Origin of the sequence: Gluconobacter sphaericus NBRC 12467, from assembly GCF_006539125.1 — a bacterium.
Taxonomy (GTDB): Bacteria; Pseudomonadota; Alphaproteobacteria; order Acetobacterales; family Acetobacteraceae; genus Gluconobacter; species Gluconobacter sphaericus.
In genome coordinates this window covers 391,157-411,376 of sequence record NZ_BJMK01000001.1, presented here as the reverse complement: position 1 = coordinate 411,376, position 20,220 = coordinate 391,157, and the positions used below count along the sequence as shown (strand labels likewise).

Sequence of the window (20,220 nt, the reverse complement as noted above, 5' to 3'; positions counted from 1 at the left end):
CGGAAAAGGTAGGGAGACACCTCTTCCCGGTCAAGCAATACGACACATTGCGGTTTCAACCAGACACATCCATATGGTTACGAAATATTTCAAAGACTTTTCCGCACTTCCCAAGCCCTTGAAGACAGCCAGCTTTCACGTTCCGTTCGCAAAGCCCGCAAAACATCCTCGCCCGATTTTCCCCTAACCGCTACAATGGCGAGAATGCCCCGCGCCCCCACCTTTCTCTCGCCATTCGACGCTCCGGCCCTCGTCGCCCGTCGCGGCCTGTCCTCGCTCCTCACCCCGGATGGCGAACTGCTGGACCTCACGGCAGAAGAAACACGCGAGCGCCTCACCCAACTTCCCCCGCCCCTTCTGGTCCACGGCCCCGCCGCCCTGCGGGCGCTGGACCTCTCCCCGTTATCCCAACCCGTGCCGTGGTTCGACCTGCTGGACCTGTTCCTGTTCGTCCGCCCTGCCACAACCGTCGCCCCCACCCCACGCGGACTGGCGCTCGCCCTCGGTATCGAACCGCCCGAAACCATCGGTGCGGATCTCCTCCCCGTTCTGTGCGAAACCCTGCTCGACGAACTGCGACACAAGGCCGAAACGCCCGAAGGCACCCTCCTGCGCGCTCTTATGGTTCCCCTAACCCGCGCCGGATGGGCCTGGAGCGGCGAAGTTACGGACATTCTCGGCCCCCCGCGAGACACCACGGGCGCACACCCTTACGAGGCCATCCGCATCTGGAAGCGCCTGCCGCGCTGGGAAGAAACCGCCCCGCGTCCCGCACCCGGAAGCCAGCCTGTCTCCCCAAACGCGGCCCGTCAGCGCCTGCGAGATATCCTTGGAGAAAAAGCTGAAATCCGCCCCGGCCAAGCCGACTTCGCCTCCGTTGCCACTGGCGCGTTCGAACCGCGCGAAAGCATCGGCTCGCCCAATGTCGTCCTCGCAGAAGCCGGAACCGGCACGGGCAAGACGCTCGGCTATATCGCCCCCGCCAGCCTCTGGGCCGAGCAGAATGATGGCGCCGTATGGGTCAGCACCTATACCCGCCATCTCCAACGCCAGATCGAGCAGGAACTCCGCCGCCTCTACCCGGACGAAACGACCCTGCGGAACAAGGTCGTCGTCCGCAAAGGCCGTGAAAACTATCTGTGTCTGCTGAACATGGAAGACCTGCTCAACGTCGCCAGTTCCCGCGGCCCTGACGGTTACTCCGCGCTCCTTCCGATGGCTCTGCTCGCCCGCTGGGCCGAAGCCAGTCGCGACGGCGATCTTATGGGCGGCGATCTCCCCGGCTGGTTTGGCGAACTCTTCGGCTCCGGCACATTGTTTGGCGTGGCCGACCGACGCGGCGAATGCATCCACGCGGCCTGCCCGCATTATCAAACCTGCTTCGTCGAACACGGCATCCGCCGTGCTCGTCAGGCCGATCTGGTCGTCGCGAACCACGCCCTCGTCCTCTCCCAGGCCGCCTGGGCCGCCCTTGCCCCGCCCGGCCTGCCGGACGAAGACACTACTCCCACGCGCTACGTTTTCGACGAAGGTCATCACATCCCCGACGCCGCCGACAGTGCCTTCGCCACAGCCCTGTCCGGCCTCGAAGCCGCCGAACTCCGCCGCTGGCTACTGGGCGCAGAAGGCAGCCGCTCCCGCGCCCGTGGCCTGCAACGCCGTCTGGATGATCTGCTCGAACGCCTGCCCATGATCGACACGCCACTGCAAGCCGCGCTACAGGCAGCGCGGAGCCTCCCCGCCCCCGGCTGGAGCACGCGCCTACACCCCGAGAACCCGGCCGACGAAAACTCTACACCCCCTTCCGACACACCCGCTCTGCTGATCCCCGAAGAACCCACGCAGGACAACCCGTCCGAAGCCTTCCTCCGCGCCCTGGACCACCAACTCCGTGCCCGACAGACCCAAGACAGCCGCGACGGCTATATTTCGGCGGAATGTGATCTGCATCCCGTCAATGAGGGTGTCGCCAGCACCGCCGAAACCCTCAGCCGCGCCCTGACCCGCCTGCGCGATCCCATCAGGATGCTGGCCGATCGCCTTGCCGCACAGGTCGAGGACGATGCGGAAATGGACGCCCCGACCCGCCAGCGCATCGAAGCCATGATCCGCACCCTGCACCGCCGCGCCATAAGCCGCCTGTCTGGCTGGATCGGCATGCTGGACGCTCTTCAGACGCCGCCGGAACCAGACATCACCCCCACTTTCGTGGACTTTATCCGCACCGAACGCCTGCCCCGCACCCGCGCAACACAGGGCGACCACGATATCGGCCTCTACCGCCACTGGCTGGACCCGACCATCCCGTTCGTCTCAACAATCCAGACACCGGCGCATGGTTTACTCCTGACCTCCGCCACCCTGCGCGACCAGACAGGCCATGGAGACGCCCAGAACGAGGCAAGCTGGCACGCGGCCGAACTACGTCTGGGCGCCACGCATTTCCTCAAGCCGCCCATCCGCGCCTCGGTCATGAGCCCTTTCGACTACACCACGCAGACGCGCGCCTATGTCATCACGGACGTCTCAGGTGAAATCCCGTCACTCGCGCATGCCTTCCGCGCACTGTTCGAAACGGCAGGCGGCGGTGCGCTCGGCCTGTTCACGGCTATCCGCCGTCTGCGCGAAGTCCATCGCCGTATCCACGAACCGCTGGAAACGCAGGGATTCCCGCTCTACGCGCAGCATGTCGATGCGATGGACAACGCCACCCTCGTGGACGTCTTCCGCACCGAAACCCATAGCTGCCTGCTGGGCACGGACGCCATGCGCGATGGCGTGGACGTCCCTGGCGAAGCCCTGCGCATGGTCGTGTTCGAAAAGACACCCTGGCCCCGCCCCGACATACTGCACCGCGAACGCCGCCGCTTACTCTCCGAAGGGCGTCCCGGCGATTACGACGACCGCATTACCCGCATGCGCCTACGACAGGCTTTCGGTCGCCTGATCCGTCAGGGCACCGATCGCGGTGTCTTCGTCATGCTGGACCGCCGCATGCCCTCACGCCTCCTCTCCGCCTTCCCCGACGGCGTAGACGTCCGCCGCATGCCATTGGCCGAAGCACTGGAAGACATCGCCCGCTTCCTGCGCCCCGAGGAACAGGAAAACGGACCTCCCCTCCTTCAGGGCTGACCCCAAAGGCCGAACCGACTGCTACGACAGACTTGGCAGCTGCTGGCCAGACGGTCGTGAAATTGGCGCAATTCCTTTTCCTGCTCGTACGCCCACCCGCAACAGAGTTCGAGATCGCCCTTCCAGGGCATAAAAAGCCCGGAATTGAGGCTCCATCTTCACACCGGACGACCACGAAAACAGCCCCATCGCGGGCGAAAACCCGTCAATCCCGCCATAGCCTACCCCGGAACCGCCGTCCCGCCTCGTGCATCTTCTGGCGCAACTGCACGGTCCAGTCTCGAACAGGAACCTGCTTACGGCTGATGACCACGCAGCGGACCTCATACGCAATTCCGGCTACGACCATAAAGTCCTCGCGGCGCAACTTAAAAATCCGCGTCTTAAACCGAGGGAAAAACCCTCGATCTCGACCGTCCGCTCTAACCTGCGTGACACCACTTCCTGGCGAGGAAAAGGCCAGGGCGCAAAACACCGTGAACTTCTCCAGAAGGCGCTCACGGCCGCCTTCGGCTTCCCTGATCCGCGCTGCAAGATCGTCGATATTTCCGCTCATGAGCCTCTCTCCGAGACCCATGTTCCATTTCGACAGGTTTTACCGGCCCTCAATCAAGAAAGTACGCTCCCGAAAAATTCGCACAAAAAAAAGCCCCCGACCACACAGGCCGGGGGCTCTTCAGGACCCCGAAAGGTCCAGGCCATTTTTCAGACTGACAGGGTCAGAAATTCAGACCGGCCTGCAGGAAGAAATAACGTCCCTGATAGAAGCTGCCATACGTCGCGCCGGCGCTGTTATCCACGCCACTGGCCACGAACGGCGGCTTCTTGTTGGTGATGTTGTTGATGCCGCTCTCGAAGTTCCACTTCTTCCAGCGATAAGCCAGCGTCAGATCCTGTTCGATCATCATCGGCGTCTTGTAACGGCCAGCCGTCGTGGAGTTCAGGAACTCGGTCTGATCGTTCCAGCGCATCCCACCAATGAACTGCATCATATAAGTCGCCGTGAACGCACCATGGGTCCAGCCGAAGGTCGCATAATCACGAACGCGCGGAATGCCATAGGATGCATTGCCGTTGTTCGGACCACCGGCATACAGCAGCGCACCGGTGTAGTTGGTGAACGCGCCACCCGGAACGAGCTGCTGCGTGTAGTTCAGCAGGTACTGGAAATTGTTGGATACCGAGAGGACATCATGACGTGCCACGCGGATACGGTAGTCGAAATCAAAATCCACACCGCTTTCATGCAGAGCGCCTGTGTTCTGATCCGTGGCCGACACCGTGTTGATCTGGCCATTCGATAGACGGTTTATCGCATTGCACAACGAAGAGTTGGTGCCCGTGTAGCATCCGTCCAGAATATACTGCGTCGGAAGCGCGCTGATCGTGTGGTTGATCGAATAGTGCCAGAACTCACCGGAAATGGAGAGGTTCGGGATCCAGCGCGGCGTGATGATCGTACCGAACGTGTAGGTCCGTCCGATCTCAGGTGACAGATGCGCATTACCACCACCCAGCGTCGGAACCTGACCCGTACCGGACTGATGGAACGTGGAGGTGTTAATGCCCTGCTTCGCGCAGGTTGCAGCAACCGTCGCCGCAGCAGCACCATAGGTGCCGACCTGCCCCGCATCGCACGGATCGTTGGCAAGGTTGTAGCTGAGCGACTGGCCGCCATACAGTTCATAGACATTCGGCTGACGATAGGACGTGCCGATCGTACCACGGAAGCGGATATCCTGCGTCGGAGCCCAGTTAATGGACGCCTTCCAGTTCTTCGCCGTGTCCGACGTCGTGCTGTAACCAGACGCACGACCCTGTACGTCAACCGTCAGATCCTTCGCAAGGAAGACGTTCTTCAGCAGCGTCGCCTTGGCTTCCGCATAACCTTCCGTCACGTCGAATCCACCGCTGGTCGGCAGAACCGTATTGGTCAGGCTCTGACCGCTACTGATCAGTTCGTCAGGCGTGTTGGTCAGCTGCTCGCCGCGATGCTCGAAGCCCACCGCAATACCCAGATCGCCGCCGCCCTTCCAAGGCATCGTCGTCACGTGGTTGTTGTTGATGCGCAGATTCCAGTCACGAAGCTGGTAATGCGAATGCGTGTTCGTGTTGTAGTTGACGTAGGATGCAGCCTGGCTGCCCATCGTCCCGAACGGATTGCTGCACCCGAAAGACGGGCAGACCGACGGATTATAAACCAGAGCACTCGTCGCGCTGGACGGGTCAACCTGCTGTAGACCATAGGCGTTCAGCAGCTTCGTGTACGACCCCACGTTCTCCAGATGATCCGTCGACATGTTGGAACCGTAAGTATACGACAGGTCGTAATTCCAGCCGTAAGCAATCTCACCATTCACACCCACCTTGGCCGTGACCGTGTCGGTGGCGTTCTCGTCGCGGCGATCCCCGAGTTCCGTCAGACGCTTTGTGATGTCCACGTCCTGACCGAACGGATTATTCGGATCATTGGCCGGTATGGTCAGAACGGACGGCAGCGTGCTGGGCTGGACAGAACCGTCAAACGGCTCGGCTGCCATATAAGTCGAACTGGTCCGATGCGAGTACATCACATTGGAGTACAGGTTGGCATGCCGGTTGAACTCGTAGTGGAAATCACCCGAGAGGCTGGCATCCTGAAGCTGGTTGAGCAGGCTCTGATGCCGACCATAGTCATAACGGTCGTTCGTACCCCAGCTGCTCACCGTCTTGCCATCCGGCGCAACAGCAGCGTTCAGGCCAGATGCGTTCTGAACATGCGTATAGTTGGAATAACCGGATCCGAAGGACTCTCCACCCGAACCCACCGGATTATCGGACAGCTGAACCGGGTTGGCCCAGCTGCGGTTACGCTGCAGTACACCACCCTGGGTCATGTACTGACCGAACAGCGTTAGGTTGCCCTTGTCATGATCAAAATTCCAGCCCTTGTAGGCGGAGATCATGCCCGTATCGTTGTCGCCCTGCCCGGTAATGCCACCACGGACCGTAATGTTTCCATCCGAGAGGTTATGACGCATCTTGATGTTGATGACGCCCGACACCGCATCCGCGCCATACAGTTCGGAACCGCCATCCTTCAGGATTTCGACGCTGGCGATCTGCTGGACCGGCAGCGCGTTCAGATCGATGCAGTTCGTCTGACCATTCAGCGTGGCACGCTTGCCATCGATCAGGACCAGTACGCGGTTGGAGCCAAGGTTACGGATGTCTGTGCAGGACGCACCGCCCGTACCGTTGGTTTCCGCGTTGTTTGACCCTGTCCCACCGATGGACGGAATACGCGCGAAGAAATCACTGAGCGTCGTAGCACCCGTCTGCTGGATCTGCTTCGCCGTCACGATCTGAACGGGGTTGGCATTCTGGTTATTCGAGGAGGCCAGAGCCGATCCCGTAACAACCATCCGCTCGGTTCCACCCGAGACACCCTGTGCCTCAAGAAGCGCAGCACGACGACGGCTGGAGGAAATCGGCGCGGTCGTGGCGACAGGAGCAGTAACAGCGGCCGATGCACTCCGGGGGGCAACCGTCGACGTGGAAGCCTTGTGATGCACAGCCGTGTGGGAACGGTGTTCCGGCTGCATCGAGGAATCAGCAAAAGCCGTCCCGGACAGGGTGCCAACTCCGAGAATTGATGCACACAGCAACAGATGGCGACGAGATGTGCTCATCAAAGAACAAGATCCTTCAAAAGAATAATGAACCCTCTCTAAAGATCTCAGAGCGTTACTGTCACGAAAAATACATACCAGCCATGCTTTTACGGAGCACTTGGGTGCAACATGTGATCTCTACGCAACAGTTATGCCCCACACCTGTTTTTTTTCGTTATCTTTCAGCAACTAAATAGACAAAAAAAAGCCTCTGACCCGCAGGCCAGAGGCTTTTTTACAACAAACAGAGTTTCCTCCATCCCTTCCCTGGAAGAAATGGAGGAAAGACCGAACTTCGATCAGAAGTCCATGTCACCCATGCCGCCCATGCCGCCCGGAGCGCCGGCCGGAGCCTTCTTCTCGGGGCGTTCAGCAACCATGGCTTCCGTCGTGATCAGCAGACCACCAACCGAAGCGGCGTCCTGCAGGGCCGTACGGACAACCTTGGTCGGGTCGATAATACCGGCCGAGACCAGGTCCTTGTACTCACCCTTCTGGGCATCGAAACCAAAGACATAACCGTCATTCTCAAGCACCTTGCCCGCGATGACCGCGCCGTCTTCACCCGCGTTGAACGCGATCTGACGCAGCGGAGCCTGCAGAGCCTTGCGGACGATCTCGCCACCGACGCGCTGGTCGTCGTTGTCGAAAGTCAGCCCCTTCAGAGCGGACGATGCGCGGGCCAGAGCCGTGCCACCACCCGGAACGATGCCTTCTTCAACGGCAGCGCGGGTTGCGTGCAGGGCATCGTCAACGCGGTCCTTGCGCTCCTTCACCTCGACCTCGGTGCTGCCACCGACGCGGATGACGGCAACGCCACCAGCCAGCTTTGCCAGGCGCTCCTGGAGCTTCTCGCGGTCGTAGTCGGACGTCGTTTCCTCGATCTGCGCACGGATCTGGTTGCAACGGCCCTTGATGTCGTCGCTGTTGCCAGCACCCTCGACGATCGTGGTGTTTTCCTTCTCGATGTGGATCTTCTTGGCGCGACCCAGCATTTCGAGCGTGACGGATTCCAGCTTGATTCCGATATCTTCGGAAATAACCTGGCCGCCCGTCAGGATGGCGATGTCTTCCAGCATAGCCTTGCGACGGTCACCGAAGCCCGGAGCCTTGACGGCAGCGATCTTCAGGCCACCACGCAGCTTGTTCACGACGAGCGTAGCAAGTGCTTCGCCATCAACGTCTTCTGCGATGATCACCAGCGGACGGCCGGACTGCACAACGCTTTCGAGAAGCGGCAGCATCGGCTGAAGCGAGGAGAGCTTCTTTTCATGGATCAGGATGTACGGGCTTTCGAGATCAGCCGTCATCTTCTCCGGGTTCGTCACGAAGTACGGGGAGATGTAGCCACGGTCGAACTGCATACCCTCGACAACGTCGAGTTCCGTGTGCAGGCCCTTGGCTTCTTCAACCGTGATGACGCCTTCAGAACCAACCTTCTGCATGGCAGAAGCGATCATCTCGCCGATTTCGGTCTCGCCGTTGGCGGAAATCGTTCCAACCTGGGCGATCTCTTCCGGAGACGTGATCTTCTTCGTGTTGTTCTTCAGCTCTTCAACAACAACGCCAACAGCCTTGTCGATGCCGCGCTTCAGATCCATCGGGTTCATGCCAGCAGCAACAGCCTTGGCGCCCTCACGGATGATGGCCTGAGCCAGCACGGTTGCGGTCGTGGTGCCGTCGCCTGCGATGTCGTTCGTCTTGGACGCGACTTCGCGGACCATCTGGGCGCCCATGTTCTCGAACTTGTCAGCCAGTTCGATTTCCTTGGCAACCGACACACCGTCCTTGGTGATGCGCGGTGCGCCAAAGCTCTTGTCGAGAACAACGTTGCGACCCTTCGGGCCGAGCGTCACCTTGACGGCATTTGCGAGGATATCAACGCCACGCAGCATACGCTCGCGGGCATCAGCGCCGAACTTTACGTCCTTAGCAGCCATAATTCTTACTCCTGAATGAGGTTTTTACGAGAGGAAACGGGGACGGCTAATCAGCCGATCACACCCATGATGTCGCTCTCTTTCATGATCAGCAGCTCTTCGCCGTCGATCTTGACCTCGGTGCCGGACCACTTGCCGAACAGCACCTTGTCACCAGCCTTGACGTCCAGAGCCACGATCTGGCCCTGCTCATTGCGGGCACCCGGACCAACGGAAACGACTTCGCCTTCGGTCGGCTTGTCCTTGGCTGTGTCAGGAATGATAATGCCGCCAGCGGTCTTCTCTTCGCCCGTCAGGCGACGGACCACCACGCGGTCATGAAGGGGACGAAACTTCGTCATGGATCGCTCCATTTATGGCCACACCCTTGTACAAAGCAGCGTGACCGGGTTGCTGCACTCAATGACTGCAGTGCATTTTGGCACTCTCACACAGAGAGTGCCAAAGACATAATCGTCCCCACCCTCTGCGTCAAGGTTTCTCGCTTTCGTCCGAAGGTGCTCCGGGAGAAAGTCTGCGCCCGTCGAGAAGCGCCTGCATCCGCTGTTTCTCAAGCGTTTCAGCCGCCTTCTGTCCCTTGGTCCGACCGTACAGACGGCGGTTCGCATCGGCGACCTTCGCATCCTCTAGGCTCTTGCGGCGTTTGCGTTCCCGACGGAGATTGATGACGTCGCTCATGGCTCATGGCCTTCCGGGCATTACAAGACTGGATACACAGACATGAAACACAGCCCCTCGGACAACAAAACCCCTGCTTCCAGCGCTAATGGTCACATGATCAGCCTGACAGCAGCCGATGGCCACAGCTTCAAGGCCTGGGAAGCCGGCTCCGCGGAGTCGCCCTTTGCCGTCATCGTCGTTCAGGAAATTTTCGGCCTCACCTCCCATATCCGCAACGTCTGTCACGACTTCGCAGCTGAAGGCTTCCACGTTCTGGCCCCAGCCGCCTTCGATCGCGTCAAACCCGACGTCGTTCTGGAATATACACAGGCCGGCGTGACCGAAGGCCTCGAACTGCGCAGCAAGATCCCGTCCGACAAGACCCTCGCCGACATCGCTGCCTGCGCAAAAGCCCTGCGCGACGCCGGCCACAAGAAAGTCGGCATCATTGGTTTCTGCTGGGGCGGCCTGCTCGCCTGGCTCACCGCCACCCGCACGCACAACGTAGATGCGGCCGTAAGCTGGTATGGCGGCAGCATCGGCAACCATGTCGAAACCGCACCGCACTGCCCGGTCGAGTTGCATTTCGGCGGCGAAGACTCCTCCATCCCCCACACTGAGATCCAGAAGATCCGCGACGCCCGACCTGAAGTCGAGGAATATGTTTATGACGACGCCGGTCACGGCTTCGGCTGCCCCGAGCGCCCTAGCTTTAACCGTGATGCCCGCGACCTCGCCTGGTCCCGCAGCATCGGTTTCCTGAAGTCTCATCTCGAACAGAAGTGAGCCCACCATGACCACGAACAACATCGCCGGAAAAGTCGTCCTCATCACGGGCGGCAGTTCCGGACTTGGCGAGGCCACGGCCCGTCATCTCGCAGCCCTGGGCGCAAAGGTGGCCATCTCCGCCCGTCGCCGTGACCGGCTGGACGAAATCGTCTCCGAACTCTCGGCACAGGGCCAGACCGCCCGCGCCTATACGCTCGATGTCACGAAACGCTCCGAGGTCGAAGAGACCGTCGCCGCCGTCACCCGTGATTTCGGCCGTCTGGACGTTCTGGTGAACAATGCCGGCCTCATGGCCATCGCCCCCATCCAGAAGCTGATGGTCGATGAATGGGACCGGATGATCGACATCAACATCAAGGGCGTGCTCTACGGCATTGCCGCTGCCCTGCCGGTGTTCGAAAGACAGAAATCCGGACACGTCATTAACCTGTCTTCCGTCGCTGGCCTGAAGGTCTTTGCTCCGGGTGGCACCGTCTATTCCGGCACGAAATTCGCCGTCCGTGCCATCAGCGAAGGCCTGCGACAGGAAGCAGGAAACACCTTCCGCGTCACCTCCATCGAGCCCGGCGCAGTCGAGAGTGAACTCAAGTCCGGAAGCGGTGACACAGACAGTCGCAAAACCGTGGAAGAATTCTATAAGATGGCGATCCCGGCGGACTCAGTGGCCCGTGCCATCGCCTTCGCCATTTCACAGCCTGACGACGTGGACATCAATGAAATCGTCCTGCGCCCGACCAGACAGGAGTTCTAAGATGAGCAGCAATCCGCTCAAAGACGATCCGAAGCGCGACGCAGCAATCCGCCACGAGGCGCGCCTCCTGTGGGAAGCAGACGGAAAGCCGGCCTGCGGCCCCGAAGGCTACCTCGAAAAGGCCACCGACCTGATCGCCATCAAGGGCGTCCCACAGGGCACTCCGGTCAAGGACCTGCCGCCACCGGAGCTCGACGGTGTTGAAATCGACGATGCGCGTGCAGGCATCGACCTGAACGCAGATCCGAATCATAATTTCGACTGATCAATGATATTCGCCGCGCCCGCTTTACGCCGGCGCGGCGTTCAGGGTTTTAGCCCTGCTTCAGAACACGCCCTGCCACAGCATCGAGCTTTGCCACCAGCTTCGGATCACGCGCGGCAGGTGCCGTAATGATTGCATGATCCAGCGCCCGCTCGGCGCTCGCATCCACCGGCCGCTTCTTTCCAAGCACCGGAATAACTGCCTTCACCAGGCGACGCGCATTCTCCGCATTTCCCGTCATGACCTTCACAACAGCCTCAACCGTCACACTGTCATGGTCGCTGTGCCAGCAGTCGAAATCCGTAACCATGGCAACGGTCGCGTAGTTCATCTCCGCTTCCCGCGCGAGTTTGGCTTCAGGCATGTTCGTCATGCCCACGACCGAACAGCCCCAGGAACGGTACAACTCGCTCTCAGCCCGCGTAGAAAACTGCGGCCCTTCCATCACCAGATACGTTCCGCCCCGCGTTACCGGAATGCCGAGCGTCTCAGCCTCGCCCTGCACCACATCCAGCACACGCGCCGAAACGGGGTCCGCCATGCCGACATGCGCCACACAGCCCGTATCGAAAAAGCTCTTTTCCCGTGCGAAACTACGGTCGATGAACTGATCCACCAGCACAAAATGCCCCGGCGGCAGCTCTTCCTTGAGCGACCCTACAGCCGAAAGCGACAGAATATCCGTGACTCCGGCACGCTTGAGCGCGTCGATATTGGCGCGGAAGTTCAGGCGCGACGGCGGAATAGGATGTCCCCGCCCGTGACGCGGCAAAAACACACACTGCACACCTTCAAACGTGCCGAACAGCAGTTCGTCCGACGGCTCGCCCCAGGGTGTTTCTACCCGGCGCCATTCCTTGTTCTCGAGTCCGTCAATGTCATACAGCCCCGAGCCACCGATCACACCGATGACGGGCTGGATTTCCTGTTCTGAAGACATGTCTGTTCCTGATTGCTGATTGAACTGCTCGCCCGTTCTGGACCACGAGACGGCCCGATACGCAAGCCTTGGAACCCCCAGCCTGCGCCTGAGCATTCCAAGAGAAACTTTTTCACAAAACAGGCGCATTTTTACGAAATGAAAACGTCTTTGCGCCATCGTCCCGCCACGGATCACCGTCAGGCATGCATCAGCCAACTGTTCGTCAGCGGCGCGATTTGCTAGGACACTGCGCGTAACAAAGTTTTGTCCTGTATAGACGGGGGAAGAAAAAATGGACCAGATCAGCCCCGGTTTCGCCGAAACCGTTCGTCCAGACGTACCTCACGACGCCCTCAAGCAGGACGCCCAAACCTGGTTCGAAACCCTCCGCGACCGTATCTGCGCGTCTTACGAAAAACTGGAAGACGAAGCCGCTGAAGGTGGCTCGCAGGTCCTCCGTGACCGCACAGCCCCGGGCCGTTTCGAACGCACCGCCTGGAGCCGCCCCGAAGGCGGCGCCGGCGTAATGTCCGTCATGCGTGGCCGCGTGTTCGAAAAAGTCGGAGTCAACGTCTCGACCGTCTGGGGCGAATTCTCTCCCGAATTCCGCAAGAACATTCCCGGCGCCGACGAAGACCCCCGCTTCTTCGCAACCGGTGTCTCCCTCGTCGCCCATCCCTGCAACCCGCATGTCAGTGCCGCGCATTTCAACACGCGCATGATCGTCACGACAAAAGGCTGGTTCGGCGGCGGCGGCGACATCACCCCGATGTTCCCCGACAGCGCAGAAGCCCAGGCGGACGCAGCCTATTTCCACAAGTCTTTCGAAGACGCCTGCAACCGCCACGACCCAGAGCATTATCCCCGCTTCAAGGAATGGTGTGACCGCTATTTCCACCTCTCCCACCGCAACGAACCGCGCGGCCTTGGCGGCATCTTCTACGACCAGTTCCACACCGGCGACGTCGATCTGGACTTCGCTTTCACCAAAGACGTCGGCATGGCCTTCCACGACGCCTATCCGACTATCGTCCGCCGACGCATCTTCACCCCCTGGACCGAAGTCGACCGTGACGCCCAGCTTATTCGCCGCGGCCGTTACGTCGAGTTCAACCTGCTACATGACCGCGGCACGTTGTTCGGTCTGAAAACGGGCGGCAACACCGAAGCCATCCTCATGAGCATGCCGCCGGAAGTCCGCTGGCCGTGAGACTGACCCGACGTGCAGCCCTGAAGGGGCTGGCGGCTCTGACTGGAGCCGCTTCCTCCACGCATATCCCTGCACGGGCCGGCACCCTGACGGATGTCAAGCTCCTTCTGGGCGGCACGCTCGCCTCCACCCCAGGACAGTTTGCCGAACTCGCAAGCGGCCCCCTGTCCCACGCCCTGGGGCTGGAGACACCACTCGAACTAACACCCGACATCGGACAGGACGGCGTCCGTGCCGCCAACCTGTTCGACGCTAACAGCGCGCCTGACGGCAACACCGCCCTGGCCCTTCCCGGTGCCACACTGCTCGCGTCCCTGACCGGTGATTCCCGCGTCCATTACGATTTCGGTCGCTGGATCCCGGTCCTCGTGGCCTCCACCACAACCGTCGTCATCGCGCGCGCGGAACTGCACAAGACCCTGCGCAGCCGCCTGACGGGCTTCTTCCACGACCATCCGGTCCGCCTCGCGGTTTCGCATATCGACGGCCCGGAACTGAACGCCCTGATGGGGCTCTCCCTCCTCGGCCTGCGCCCCATTCCCGTGTCCGGCTATGTCGATTCATCGAACGCCCTGTCAGCCCTGCATGAGGGTACCGTCGATGCTGTTCAGATTTCTCCTTACACGCTCGACCGACCGCTTGATGACGTCCTCGCCAACCTGCCAGAAGGCACGAGCGCGATCTATTACACCGGCGACCTGACCGACACGCATTCGACGACCATTCCCAATTTTCTGGAAGCCTATCAGCAGGCCCGACACCGAGCCCCCGAAGGGCCGTTCTATCATGCGTGGCAGGCCGTCTCCGCCGCTGCCGACACAGCCATGGCCATCGCTCTTCCCATGCTGACACCACCCGAAATCGTCACGCAATGGAGCCATGCCTGCGCGGCCACCTCTGCTGATACGGGTGTACGCCGATGGGCCGATCTGCATCATTTCAAGCTGGCAACCGGCGAAAACGCTGCGCCGTTCCTGTCACGAACGGTTCCGGACCTGGGTGCCACCCTGGCCCTGCGCCGCTGGCTTGCCGTCAATATTCCGCGCTGGCGCGAAGGGCAGGAAACCCGCCACCTCTGACAGCCTCAGCGGCGGCGGGTTTTCAGCAAAATCCGGACCGACCCGTGATTGGCCTCATGGGGATGCACAACAGCCAGAACCATGGATCGCAGATCCCCCCGCTGGAGCCAGAGCGGGAGTTCACGGCGAATCAGCCCACTGGTCTGCCCGCTCCCCAACCCGGTTACGACCTCAACGCAGCGCCAGTTTCGCACCCGCGCACGTTGCATAAAATCATAAAGCCGCTCAAACGCTTCCTGCACGACATATCCATGCAAATCGAGCCGCGCATCCACCTTCATCTTCCCGCGTGACAGACGCTTCCAGCTCGTGTCATCCAACCCCGGAGCACGCACGCCAACAGATAACTCCACTGGTCGCGGCGCAGGTTTCACAGACGGCGCGGGCACAAACGACCGGCGCGTCACAACAGGCACAGACCGCGCAGCCTCAGGCATAGGCGCAGGCGGCTCGATCTTCGCCGCAGGCGCTGCACGGCGCGGCGCACGCGGAGAACGCAACGGTTTGATGTCACGGACAACCATCCGCCACAACGTCGCCTCGTCCTCCCTCAAATCCCGCTTCGCCACACCACCCCCGCTTGCTGTCCAACCTGCCTCTCCCGACAGGGAATTCAGGTCCCGAGCATGTAACGGGTTCCGGTATCATTGAACAATGTTCTTTCAGGATTTCAGACCCTGCATCGCACTGATACGGTGAGTGTCAGGTTTCATTTCCGGAAGAGAAGACAATGAGCCATCTCACACAGGAAGAACGCAACGCCCTGCCCGACAGCGCCTTCGGCCTCACCGAAAAACGTGCCTACCCGATCGACACCCGCGCCCGCGCCCGCAACGCCAAGGCGCGCGCCACACAGGAATACAAGCGCGGCCTCCTCACAATGGAGGAACGCGACCGGATCGACCAAGCCGCTGACCAGCGCCTTGCCCGGGACGACTGAGCCAAGACAGCCAATCCACCCTGAAACTCGTAAATTCACTTGACGTTCTAGGACATGCCGTCAGTCTCGCTCTCGTCCGATGTAACCTTCACCGGCTCCGTGAAGCGAGACTGACAAAAGGATTTCCCATGTCCCGGCCACTTCTGCGCAAGATCCTGCCTCTTCTTGCAAGCACGACCCTCTGCGTTTGTACTCTTGCCCCCGGCGCCCATGCCGCAGCACCGGCAACAGCCCACAAGCCAGGCACCATCACGGCCTCAGCCCCTCTGGCCGCTGCTCTCAGCCTTCCGGACGCCGGACGCGCCCTGCGCATTACCTATCTCTCGACGAACGGCATCACCGATAAAGGTCTCGTGCCCGTCACCGCCGAAATCATCCTGCCCGCCGGACCGGCCCCGCAGGGCGGCTGGCCGATCGTTGCGTGGGCCCACGGCACCGTTGGCGTCGATGACAGCTGCGCCCCGTCGCTCAATCCCTACAGCGACCGCAACAGCGTCTATCTCTCCACATGGATGAAGCGCGGTTTCGCCATCGTTGCCACGGATTATCAGGGTCTCGGCACACCTGGCACCCACGCTTATCTGGATACCCGCGTCGAAGCCTACAGCGTTCTCGACAGTGTCCGCGCGGCACTCACCAACGTCCCGGATCTTAAAAACCAGATCATGATCGTCGGCCAGTCACAGGGGGGCGCTGCCGCCGTCGCCACGGCCGCCTATGCGCCAACCTACGCGCCTGAACTCAACATCCGCGGCACCGTTGCAACCGGTGCGCCTTATGTAACACCCGACCTCCTCGGAGGCCTTCTCAAGGCCGCTTCACAGCCCGACGCGGGCTACAGCCCACTAATCAATTACGTCCTCTATCTCGCCGCCGGACTGGAAGGACGCGATCCCCATTTCCGTCCGGAAGAAGCCTTCACGGCCAAGGCGCTGCCCGTCTATCGCAACGCCGCCCATGAATGCCTGACCTCCCTGTCCCAACAGGCAAAAGACGCAGGCCTGACCCTTCAGAACAGCCTGCAGCCAACCTTCCTCAAGGCCATGAGCCCGGCCCTGAAAGCCATGACGTTCCCGACCCTCAAACTGGCCCAGCCCCTCTTCACCGGGACCGGAACGGACGACCGCGACGTGCCCCCCGCCCTTCAGCTGGGTCTGGTCAAAGCCGCCTGCGCCGCGGGCTCAACCGTACAGGCCCATATCTACAAGGGGCTGGACCACAGCCAGACAGTCAACGCCTCCCTGCCGGACTCCGCCCTCTTCACAACAGCCGTCATGACAGGCCAGCCCGTCACCCCGCAGTGCAATCCTGTTCCTCAATAAACCAAGGTAAATAAAGCCTCTCTTCAATCCCCGCAGGCGGCACGATTGTCAGAAGAGAAAACTCTACTGACAATCGGAGCTTTCAAACCGCTGAAGCGCATCCTCAAGAAAGGGCGCAATCGTCAGGCACCCAGCCACATCTCCCGTGTCAGAAAGATAAGATAACGCTTCCAGAAGAACTTTCAGATCACCGGAGAAATCCGGATGCTCCACAGATTTCAGTCGGAACAGTTCCCAATCATTAACGTGGTCCGCATCGCAATGAAGATGTTTCTTTAATTCCGACGGAATTGCTTTCAGCCATTTCTTATTTACCGGATTTTGGAATCCGATACCGCTTTCTTCTTCGAATCTCAGATAGGAGATAACTCTCGTCTCGCTTAATTCTTTTTCAATGAAAAAGGGGGGCAAAGAAGGCTGATTTGCAAAAATAAATGACCTGTTACCCACGGTGGCTACAAGAACGTCATAATCCCCGGATTCCTTCGCATCTCTCGAAAAAAGAATATTCTCATGGCCTACAAAGAAAATATTTCCTCTGTTTTTTCGCTCTAGAAATCCCAGCCTCAATTTTTCTATTATTTTTTTCCAATATGCCTGTAACCCCGCAGCATTCACCAGAACTTCCGCAAGCGTGGAAGGATCTACTTTATCCTCACTGTATACATAGCGTATCTCGGCATCATGCGCCGCATCCATCAATTCGTATGAACGCGCAATAGGCCGCTCTTGCGGGCAGATGGCTATGCCTTTCGGCACCCCCGCAAAGATCGATGTATGAAAAGCCGAACCAATAGGCCCTATGACAATATTGGCGTTAAATATCTTGATCTGATCGGCAACAGACAGGTCTTCAGGTCGAACAACTTTTACTCCACGCCCCGAAAGTTCGGCACAGAGATCCTCTTCGTTACAGGGCAGCCGACTATCGTAGAGAGGGTTAGCCCTCGAGAGATACACCATCCCCTGGAAATCAAAACTGCTTTCCTGGACCGCCTTCAACGACAGCGATTTCAGATATTTTGCATAGCCCGTGTAAACAAAACCATCTTCAGAAAAAGCCTGCCCCGGTATGGTAATGGAAGAAAATCTCAATGCTACACGAGGAATAATAATCTGTTCTTTTCGGACCCCTGCATAACGAAGCAGATCGACCATCCATGGTCTGGAAAAAATCTCTTCAACGGTCATGTCACTATGGAAAAGCACCAGCGTTTCCGGTGAGCATTCCCTTGAAAAATACCAGAGTGTGTTCAGACATTCCGTGATGAAATGGCCGTAATGGTCGCCAATACACCCCCCATACACAACAGGCCTGTCCTGGTAGGAGGCTGCCTCTCCCTTTTTCTGCGTCGTCAGAGCCTGTGTTTTCAATACAGGCGGATAACTTGAAAAAAGAGCATTTCCTAGGATCTGTCGGCCTGTTTCATCAAATAACCCAAAGTCCTTGTCCAAACCGCCCTCTCGTCGCGGCACGTACAGAACATTGCGTCGCTCAAAAGCTTCCGGAAAACCCTCTAAAACAGAACCGGAAATATCATATTTGATGCAATCCTTGATATAATCGCTCATATCATATCCTGTTCTGAAAATAGTTCTGTTTCAAACCGATAGCGAAGCTATTCCCCGCTGTCCATATCGCTTATTAAAACCCACAAAGAAGTAACCAAAAAATTTAATTCACAATAAAAACCACTTTATACAATCGTCATCCATATTAACGGTTCTGTATATACAAAAAAATCCGGAGTATTTGCCTTCCTCCGGATTTTTACTAGCACCACATTTACGTTTTTATTTTGATACGCAAGAGGTATACCTGAACCTAACGGCCCCCTCGGAAGCCCGGCCCAGCAGCACCTGCTAGCGCCACGCCCCCGGTCTCCTACCGCTTCCGCCCACATTCAACTGCTCTTGCGCGGCTCGTTGCCCCAAAACGCTCCGCTGACATCGTGCCATTCATCTCGTTCTGAATCAGGGTTATCCACAGATTCAGAACTCTCAGAAAAATGTAACTGTAGTACTAAAATCCTAAAACGTCAGTTCGGGGCATTAGAACCCGACATAGGAGCCTGCAATGGCTGGTCAGCCGACACATCCTTCAGCGGAACGCCCTCATACTTACCCGTCAGCGTCTTGAGGAACGCCACGATATCCGTGACATCCTGATCAGCAATGTCATGATCCGGCGTTTCATAACGTGCCATCTCCCGCACGACCTGCTCCAGCGTAGTCGCCGAGCCATCATGCAGCCAAGGCCCCGTCAGCTCGACATTGCGCAGGTTTGGAACCTTGAAGCGCTCACGGTCAATTTCCTTATGCGTCACAGCCACACGGCCTTCATCAGCATCCGTCAGCTTCGTATGACGGTTCTCAAAATACGGCCCTTCCAAACCAAGGATCTCATAGGCGTCGCCCCCCACGGCAATACCGCTATGGCAGCCAGAACAGCCGATTTCCTTGAACCGCTCATAGCCGCGCTTTTCCTGTGCCGTAATCGCCTTCGCATCGCCCTTCAGATACAGGTCAAAACGACTGTCGGGCGTAATCAGCGTCTTTTCGTACTCTGCAATGGCCGCCGTAATCGTGTTCTTGTCGATCACATCAGAGCCAAAAGCTGCTTCAAACTGCCCGGCATAGGCAGGCGTGCTGCGAACGTGTTCGGCCACCGTCGCCCAGTCATGCGAACCCATTTCGAGCGGATTCATGACCGGACCAGCCGCCTGCTCCGCCAGATCCTTAGCGCGACCATTCCAGAACTGCGCCATGCTGAACACAGAATTATAGACACTAGGCACATTGATCGGCCCCTTCTGGCCCCCAATGCCCGTTGCCGTCGTCAGATTGTCCACGCCGCCCTTGTTCAAACCATGGCAGCTCGCACAGTTAAGTGTGCCATCACCGGACAGCCTCTTGTCGAAGAACAGTGCCCGGCCAAGCTCGGCCTTCTTCCAATCCACGTTCACGCTCTCGGGAATTGGCTGGATCGGCTCACCACGGAACTGGGCCGCCACACCCGGCGTCGCATAGTAACGCTCACGCTGTTCACGCACCCAGTTCAGAATGTCCGCGCGCTGCTTCTCGTTCAGATGCGCATGCGGATGCATTAGCAGATAGGCCGCCGGCGGCATCCGGTTCTGAGTGATGACTTCCTCAATACGGGAAAGCTGCTCAACCGAAGGCGGCTTGCCCTGCTGCAATGCAGCCAGCACCGGCGCATATTCGAAATGGCGCTGCCCCTGCACCAGATCGCGCTTCATGATCTGATTGGCCAGCGGCAGACTGAAATAGAACGGCAGGTTCGCATTCTGCGTATGGCAGTAATCGCAGCGCACTTCGCGCAGAGCCGTGAACGCCGCCATGGCCGTCGGGTCCTGACGCGTCGGGCTGCTGGCAGGAAGCTGCGGTGCTCCAGCATGATCGAAATGCTCAAGATAAGTGACAGTCCCGCCCCAGGCGACAACGCCCAGCGCCATCAAACCGGCAATTCCCTTTGTAATCACGCTGGAACGCACCACTTTTCTCCTCATACTCACGGTGTCGTGACAATGTGGGAA

The 20,220-nt window shown here is 59.1% G+C and carries 17 protein-coding genes; 8 read left to right on the top strand and 9 right to left on the bottom strand.

Annotated features, from left to right (window positions below; translation table 11 throughout):
• Nucleotides 1-204: 204 nt before the first annotated feature.
• Nucleotides 205-3,132, top strand: coding sequence for an ATP-dependent DNA helicase (locus GSP01_RS01900; protein WP_141350028.1), 2,928 nt, complete (start codon nucleotides 205-207; stop codon nucleotides 3,130-3,132).
• 205 nt (nucleotides 3,133-3,337) lie between these two features.
• Here the strand turns inward: GSP01_RS01900 and GSP01_RS01895 are convergent, their stop codons facing one another.
• The 5 genes from GSP01_RS01895 to GSP01_RS01875 form a co-directional block, all read right to left on the bottom strand.
• Nucleotides 3,338-3,688, bottom strand: a complete 351-nt coding sequence (locus tag GSP01_RS01895; RefSeq protein WP_141350026.1) for a hypothetical protein — start codon at nucleotides 3,686-3,688, stop codon at nucleotides 3,338-3,340.
• Between the two features lie 163 nt (nucleotides 3,689-3,851).
• Nucleotides 3,852-6,803, bottom strand: coding sequence for a TonB-dependent receptor domain-containing protein (locus GSP01_RS01890; protein ID WP_174787513.1), 2,952 nt, complete (start codon nucleotides 6,801-6,803; stop codon nucleotides 3,852-3,854).
• Between the two features lie 281 nt (nucleotides 6,804-7,084).
• A complete protein-coding gene (gene groL, locus GSP01_RS01885) occupies nucleotides 7,085-8,725 on the bottom strand; it encodes a chaperonin GroEL (protein ID WP_099285285.1) in 1,641 nt (546 codons plus the stop codon).
• A 50-nt stretch (nucleotides 8,726-8,775) separates the two neighbouring features.
• The gene (groES, locus tag GSP01_RS01880; RefSeq protein WP_062027127.1) at nucleotides 8,776-9,066 is read right to left on the bottom strand and encodes a co-chaperone GroES; all 291 of its coding nucleotides are present in this window, start codon (nucleotides 9,064-9,066) and stop codon (nucleotides 8,776-8,778) included.
• Between the two features lie 130 nt (nucleotides 9,067-9,196).
• Entirely contained in the window at nucleotides 9,197-9,403 is a 207-nt protein-coding gene (locus GSP01_RS01875) for a DUF4169 family protein (protein ID WP_141350022.1), read from the bottom strand.
• Nucleotides 9,404-9,445: 42 nt separating this feature from the next.
• Here GSP01_RS01875 and GSP01_RS01870 point away from each other — a divergent pair, with 42 nt between their 5' ends.
• From GSP01_RS01870 to GSP01_RS01860, 3 genes are read left to right on the top strand one after another with little or no spacing between them, the layout of a single operon-like run.
• The gene (locus GSP01_RS01870) at nucleotides 9,446-10,171 is read left to right on the top strand and encodes a dienelactone hydrolase family protein (RefSeq protein WP_228123652.1); all 726 of its coding nucleotides are present in this window, start codon (nucleotides 9,446-9,448) and stop codon (nucleotides 10,169-10,171) included.
• A 7-nt stretch (nucleotides 10,172-10,178) separates the two neighbouring features.
• Nucleotides 10,179-10,925, top strand: coding sequence for an SDR family oxidoreductase (locus GSP01_RS01865; RefSeq protein ID WP_141350020.1), 747 nt, complete (start codon nucleotides 10,179-10,181; stop codon nucleotides 10,923-10,925).
• A gap of 1 nt (nucleotide 10,926) precedes the next feature.
• Nucleotides 10,927-11,190, top strand: a complete 264-nt coding sequence (locus GSP01_RS01860; protein WP_228123653.1) for a hypothetical protein — start codon at nucleotides 10,927-10,929, stop codon at nucleotides 11,188-11,190.
• Nucleotides 11,191-11,239: 49 nt separating this feature from the next.
• Here the strand turns inward: GSP01_RS01860 and GSP01_RS01855 are convergent, their stop codons facing one another.
• Nucleotides 11,240-12,130, bottom strand: coding sequence for an S-methyl-5'-thioadenosine phosphorylase (locus GSP01_RS01855; RefSeq protein WP_141350017.1), 891 nt, complete (start codon nucleotides 12,128-12,130; stop codon nucleotides 11,240-11,242).
• Between the two features lie 274 nt (nucleotides 12,131-12,404).
• Here GSP01_RS01855 and hemF point away from each other — a divergent pair, with 274 nt between their 5' ends.
• Nucleotides 12,405-13,322: an oxygen-dependent coproporphyrinogen oxidase gene (gene hemF, locus GSP01_RS01850; protein WP_141350015.1), complete on the top strand. Its 918-nt coding sequence runs from the start codon at nucleotides 12,405-12,407 to the stop codon at nucleotides 13,320-13,322.
• Nucleotides 13,319-14,401, top strand: a complete 1,083-nt coding sequence (locus GSP01_RS01845) for a hypothetical protein (protein ID WP_141350013.1) — start codon at nucleotides 13,319-13,321, stop codon at nucleotides 14,399-14,401. Before hemF ends, GSP01_RS01845 begins: the two co-directional genes overlap by 4 nt.
• A gap of 5 nt (nucleotides 14,402-14,406) precedes the next feature.
• Here GSP01_RS01845 and GSP01_RS01840 read toward each other — a convergent pair whose 3' ends face one another.
• Entirely contained in the window at nucleotides 14,407-14,970 is a 564-nt protein-coding gene (locus GSP01_RS01840; RefSeq protein ID WP_255320845.1) for a Smr/MutS family protein, read from the bottom strand.
• A gap of 161 nt (nucleotides 14,971-15,131) precedes the next feature.
• Here GSP01_RS01840 and GSP01_RS01835 point away from each other — a divergent pair, with 161 nt between their 5' ends.
• Together GSP01_RS01835 and GSP01_RS01830 are read left to right on the top strand one after the other, a co-directional pair.
• Nucleotides 15,132-15,341, top strand: a complete 210-nt coding sequence (locus tag GSP01_RS01835) for a hypothetical protein (RefSeq protein ID WP_141350010.1) — start codon at nucleotides 15,132-15,134, stop codon at nucleotides 15,339-15,341.
• Between the two features lie 128 nt (nucleotides 15,342-15,469).
• Complete coding sequence (locus GSP01_RS01830) at nucleotides 15,470-16,663, top strand: alpha/beta hydrolase (RefSeq protein ID WP_141350008.1); 1,194 nt, start codon at nucleotides 15,470-15,472, stop codon at nucleotides 16,661-16,663.
• A 63-nt stretch (nucleotides 16,664-16,726) separates the two neighbouring features.
• Here GSP01_RS01830 and GSP01_RS01825 read toward each other — a convergent pair whose 3' ends face one another.
• A complete protein-coding gene (locus GSP01_RS01825; protein ID WP_141350006.1) occupies nucleotides 16,727-18,235 on the bottom strand; it encodes a glycosyltransferase family 61 protein in 1,509 nt (502 codons plus the stop codon).
• Nucleotides 18,236-18,702: 467 nt separating this feature from the next.
• Nucleotides 18,703-20,193, bottom strand: a complete 1,491-nt coding sequence (locus tag GSP01_RS01820; protein ID WP_174787512.1) for a cytochrome-c peroxidase — start codon at nucleotides 20,191-20,193, stop codon at nucleotides 18,703-18,705.
• Nucleotides 20,194-20,220 lie beyond the last annotated feature (27 nt).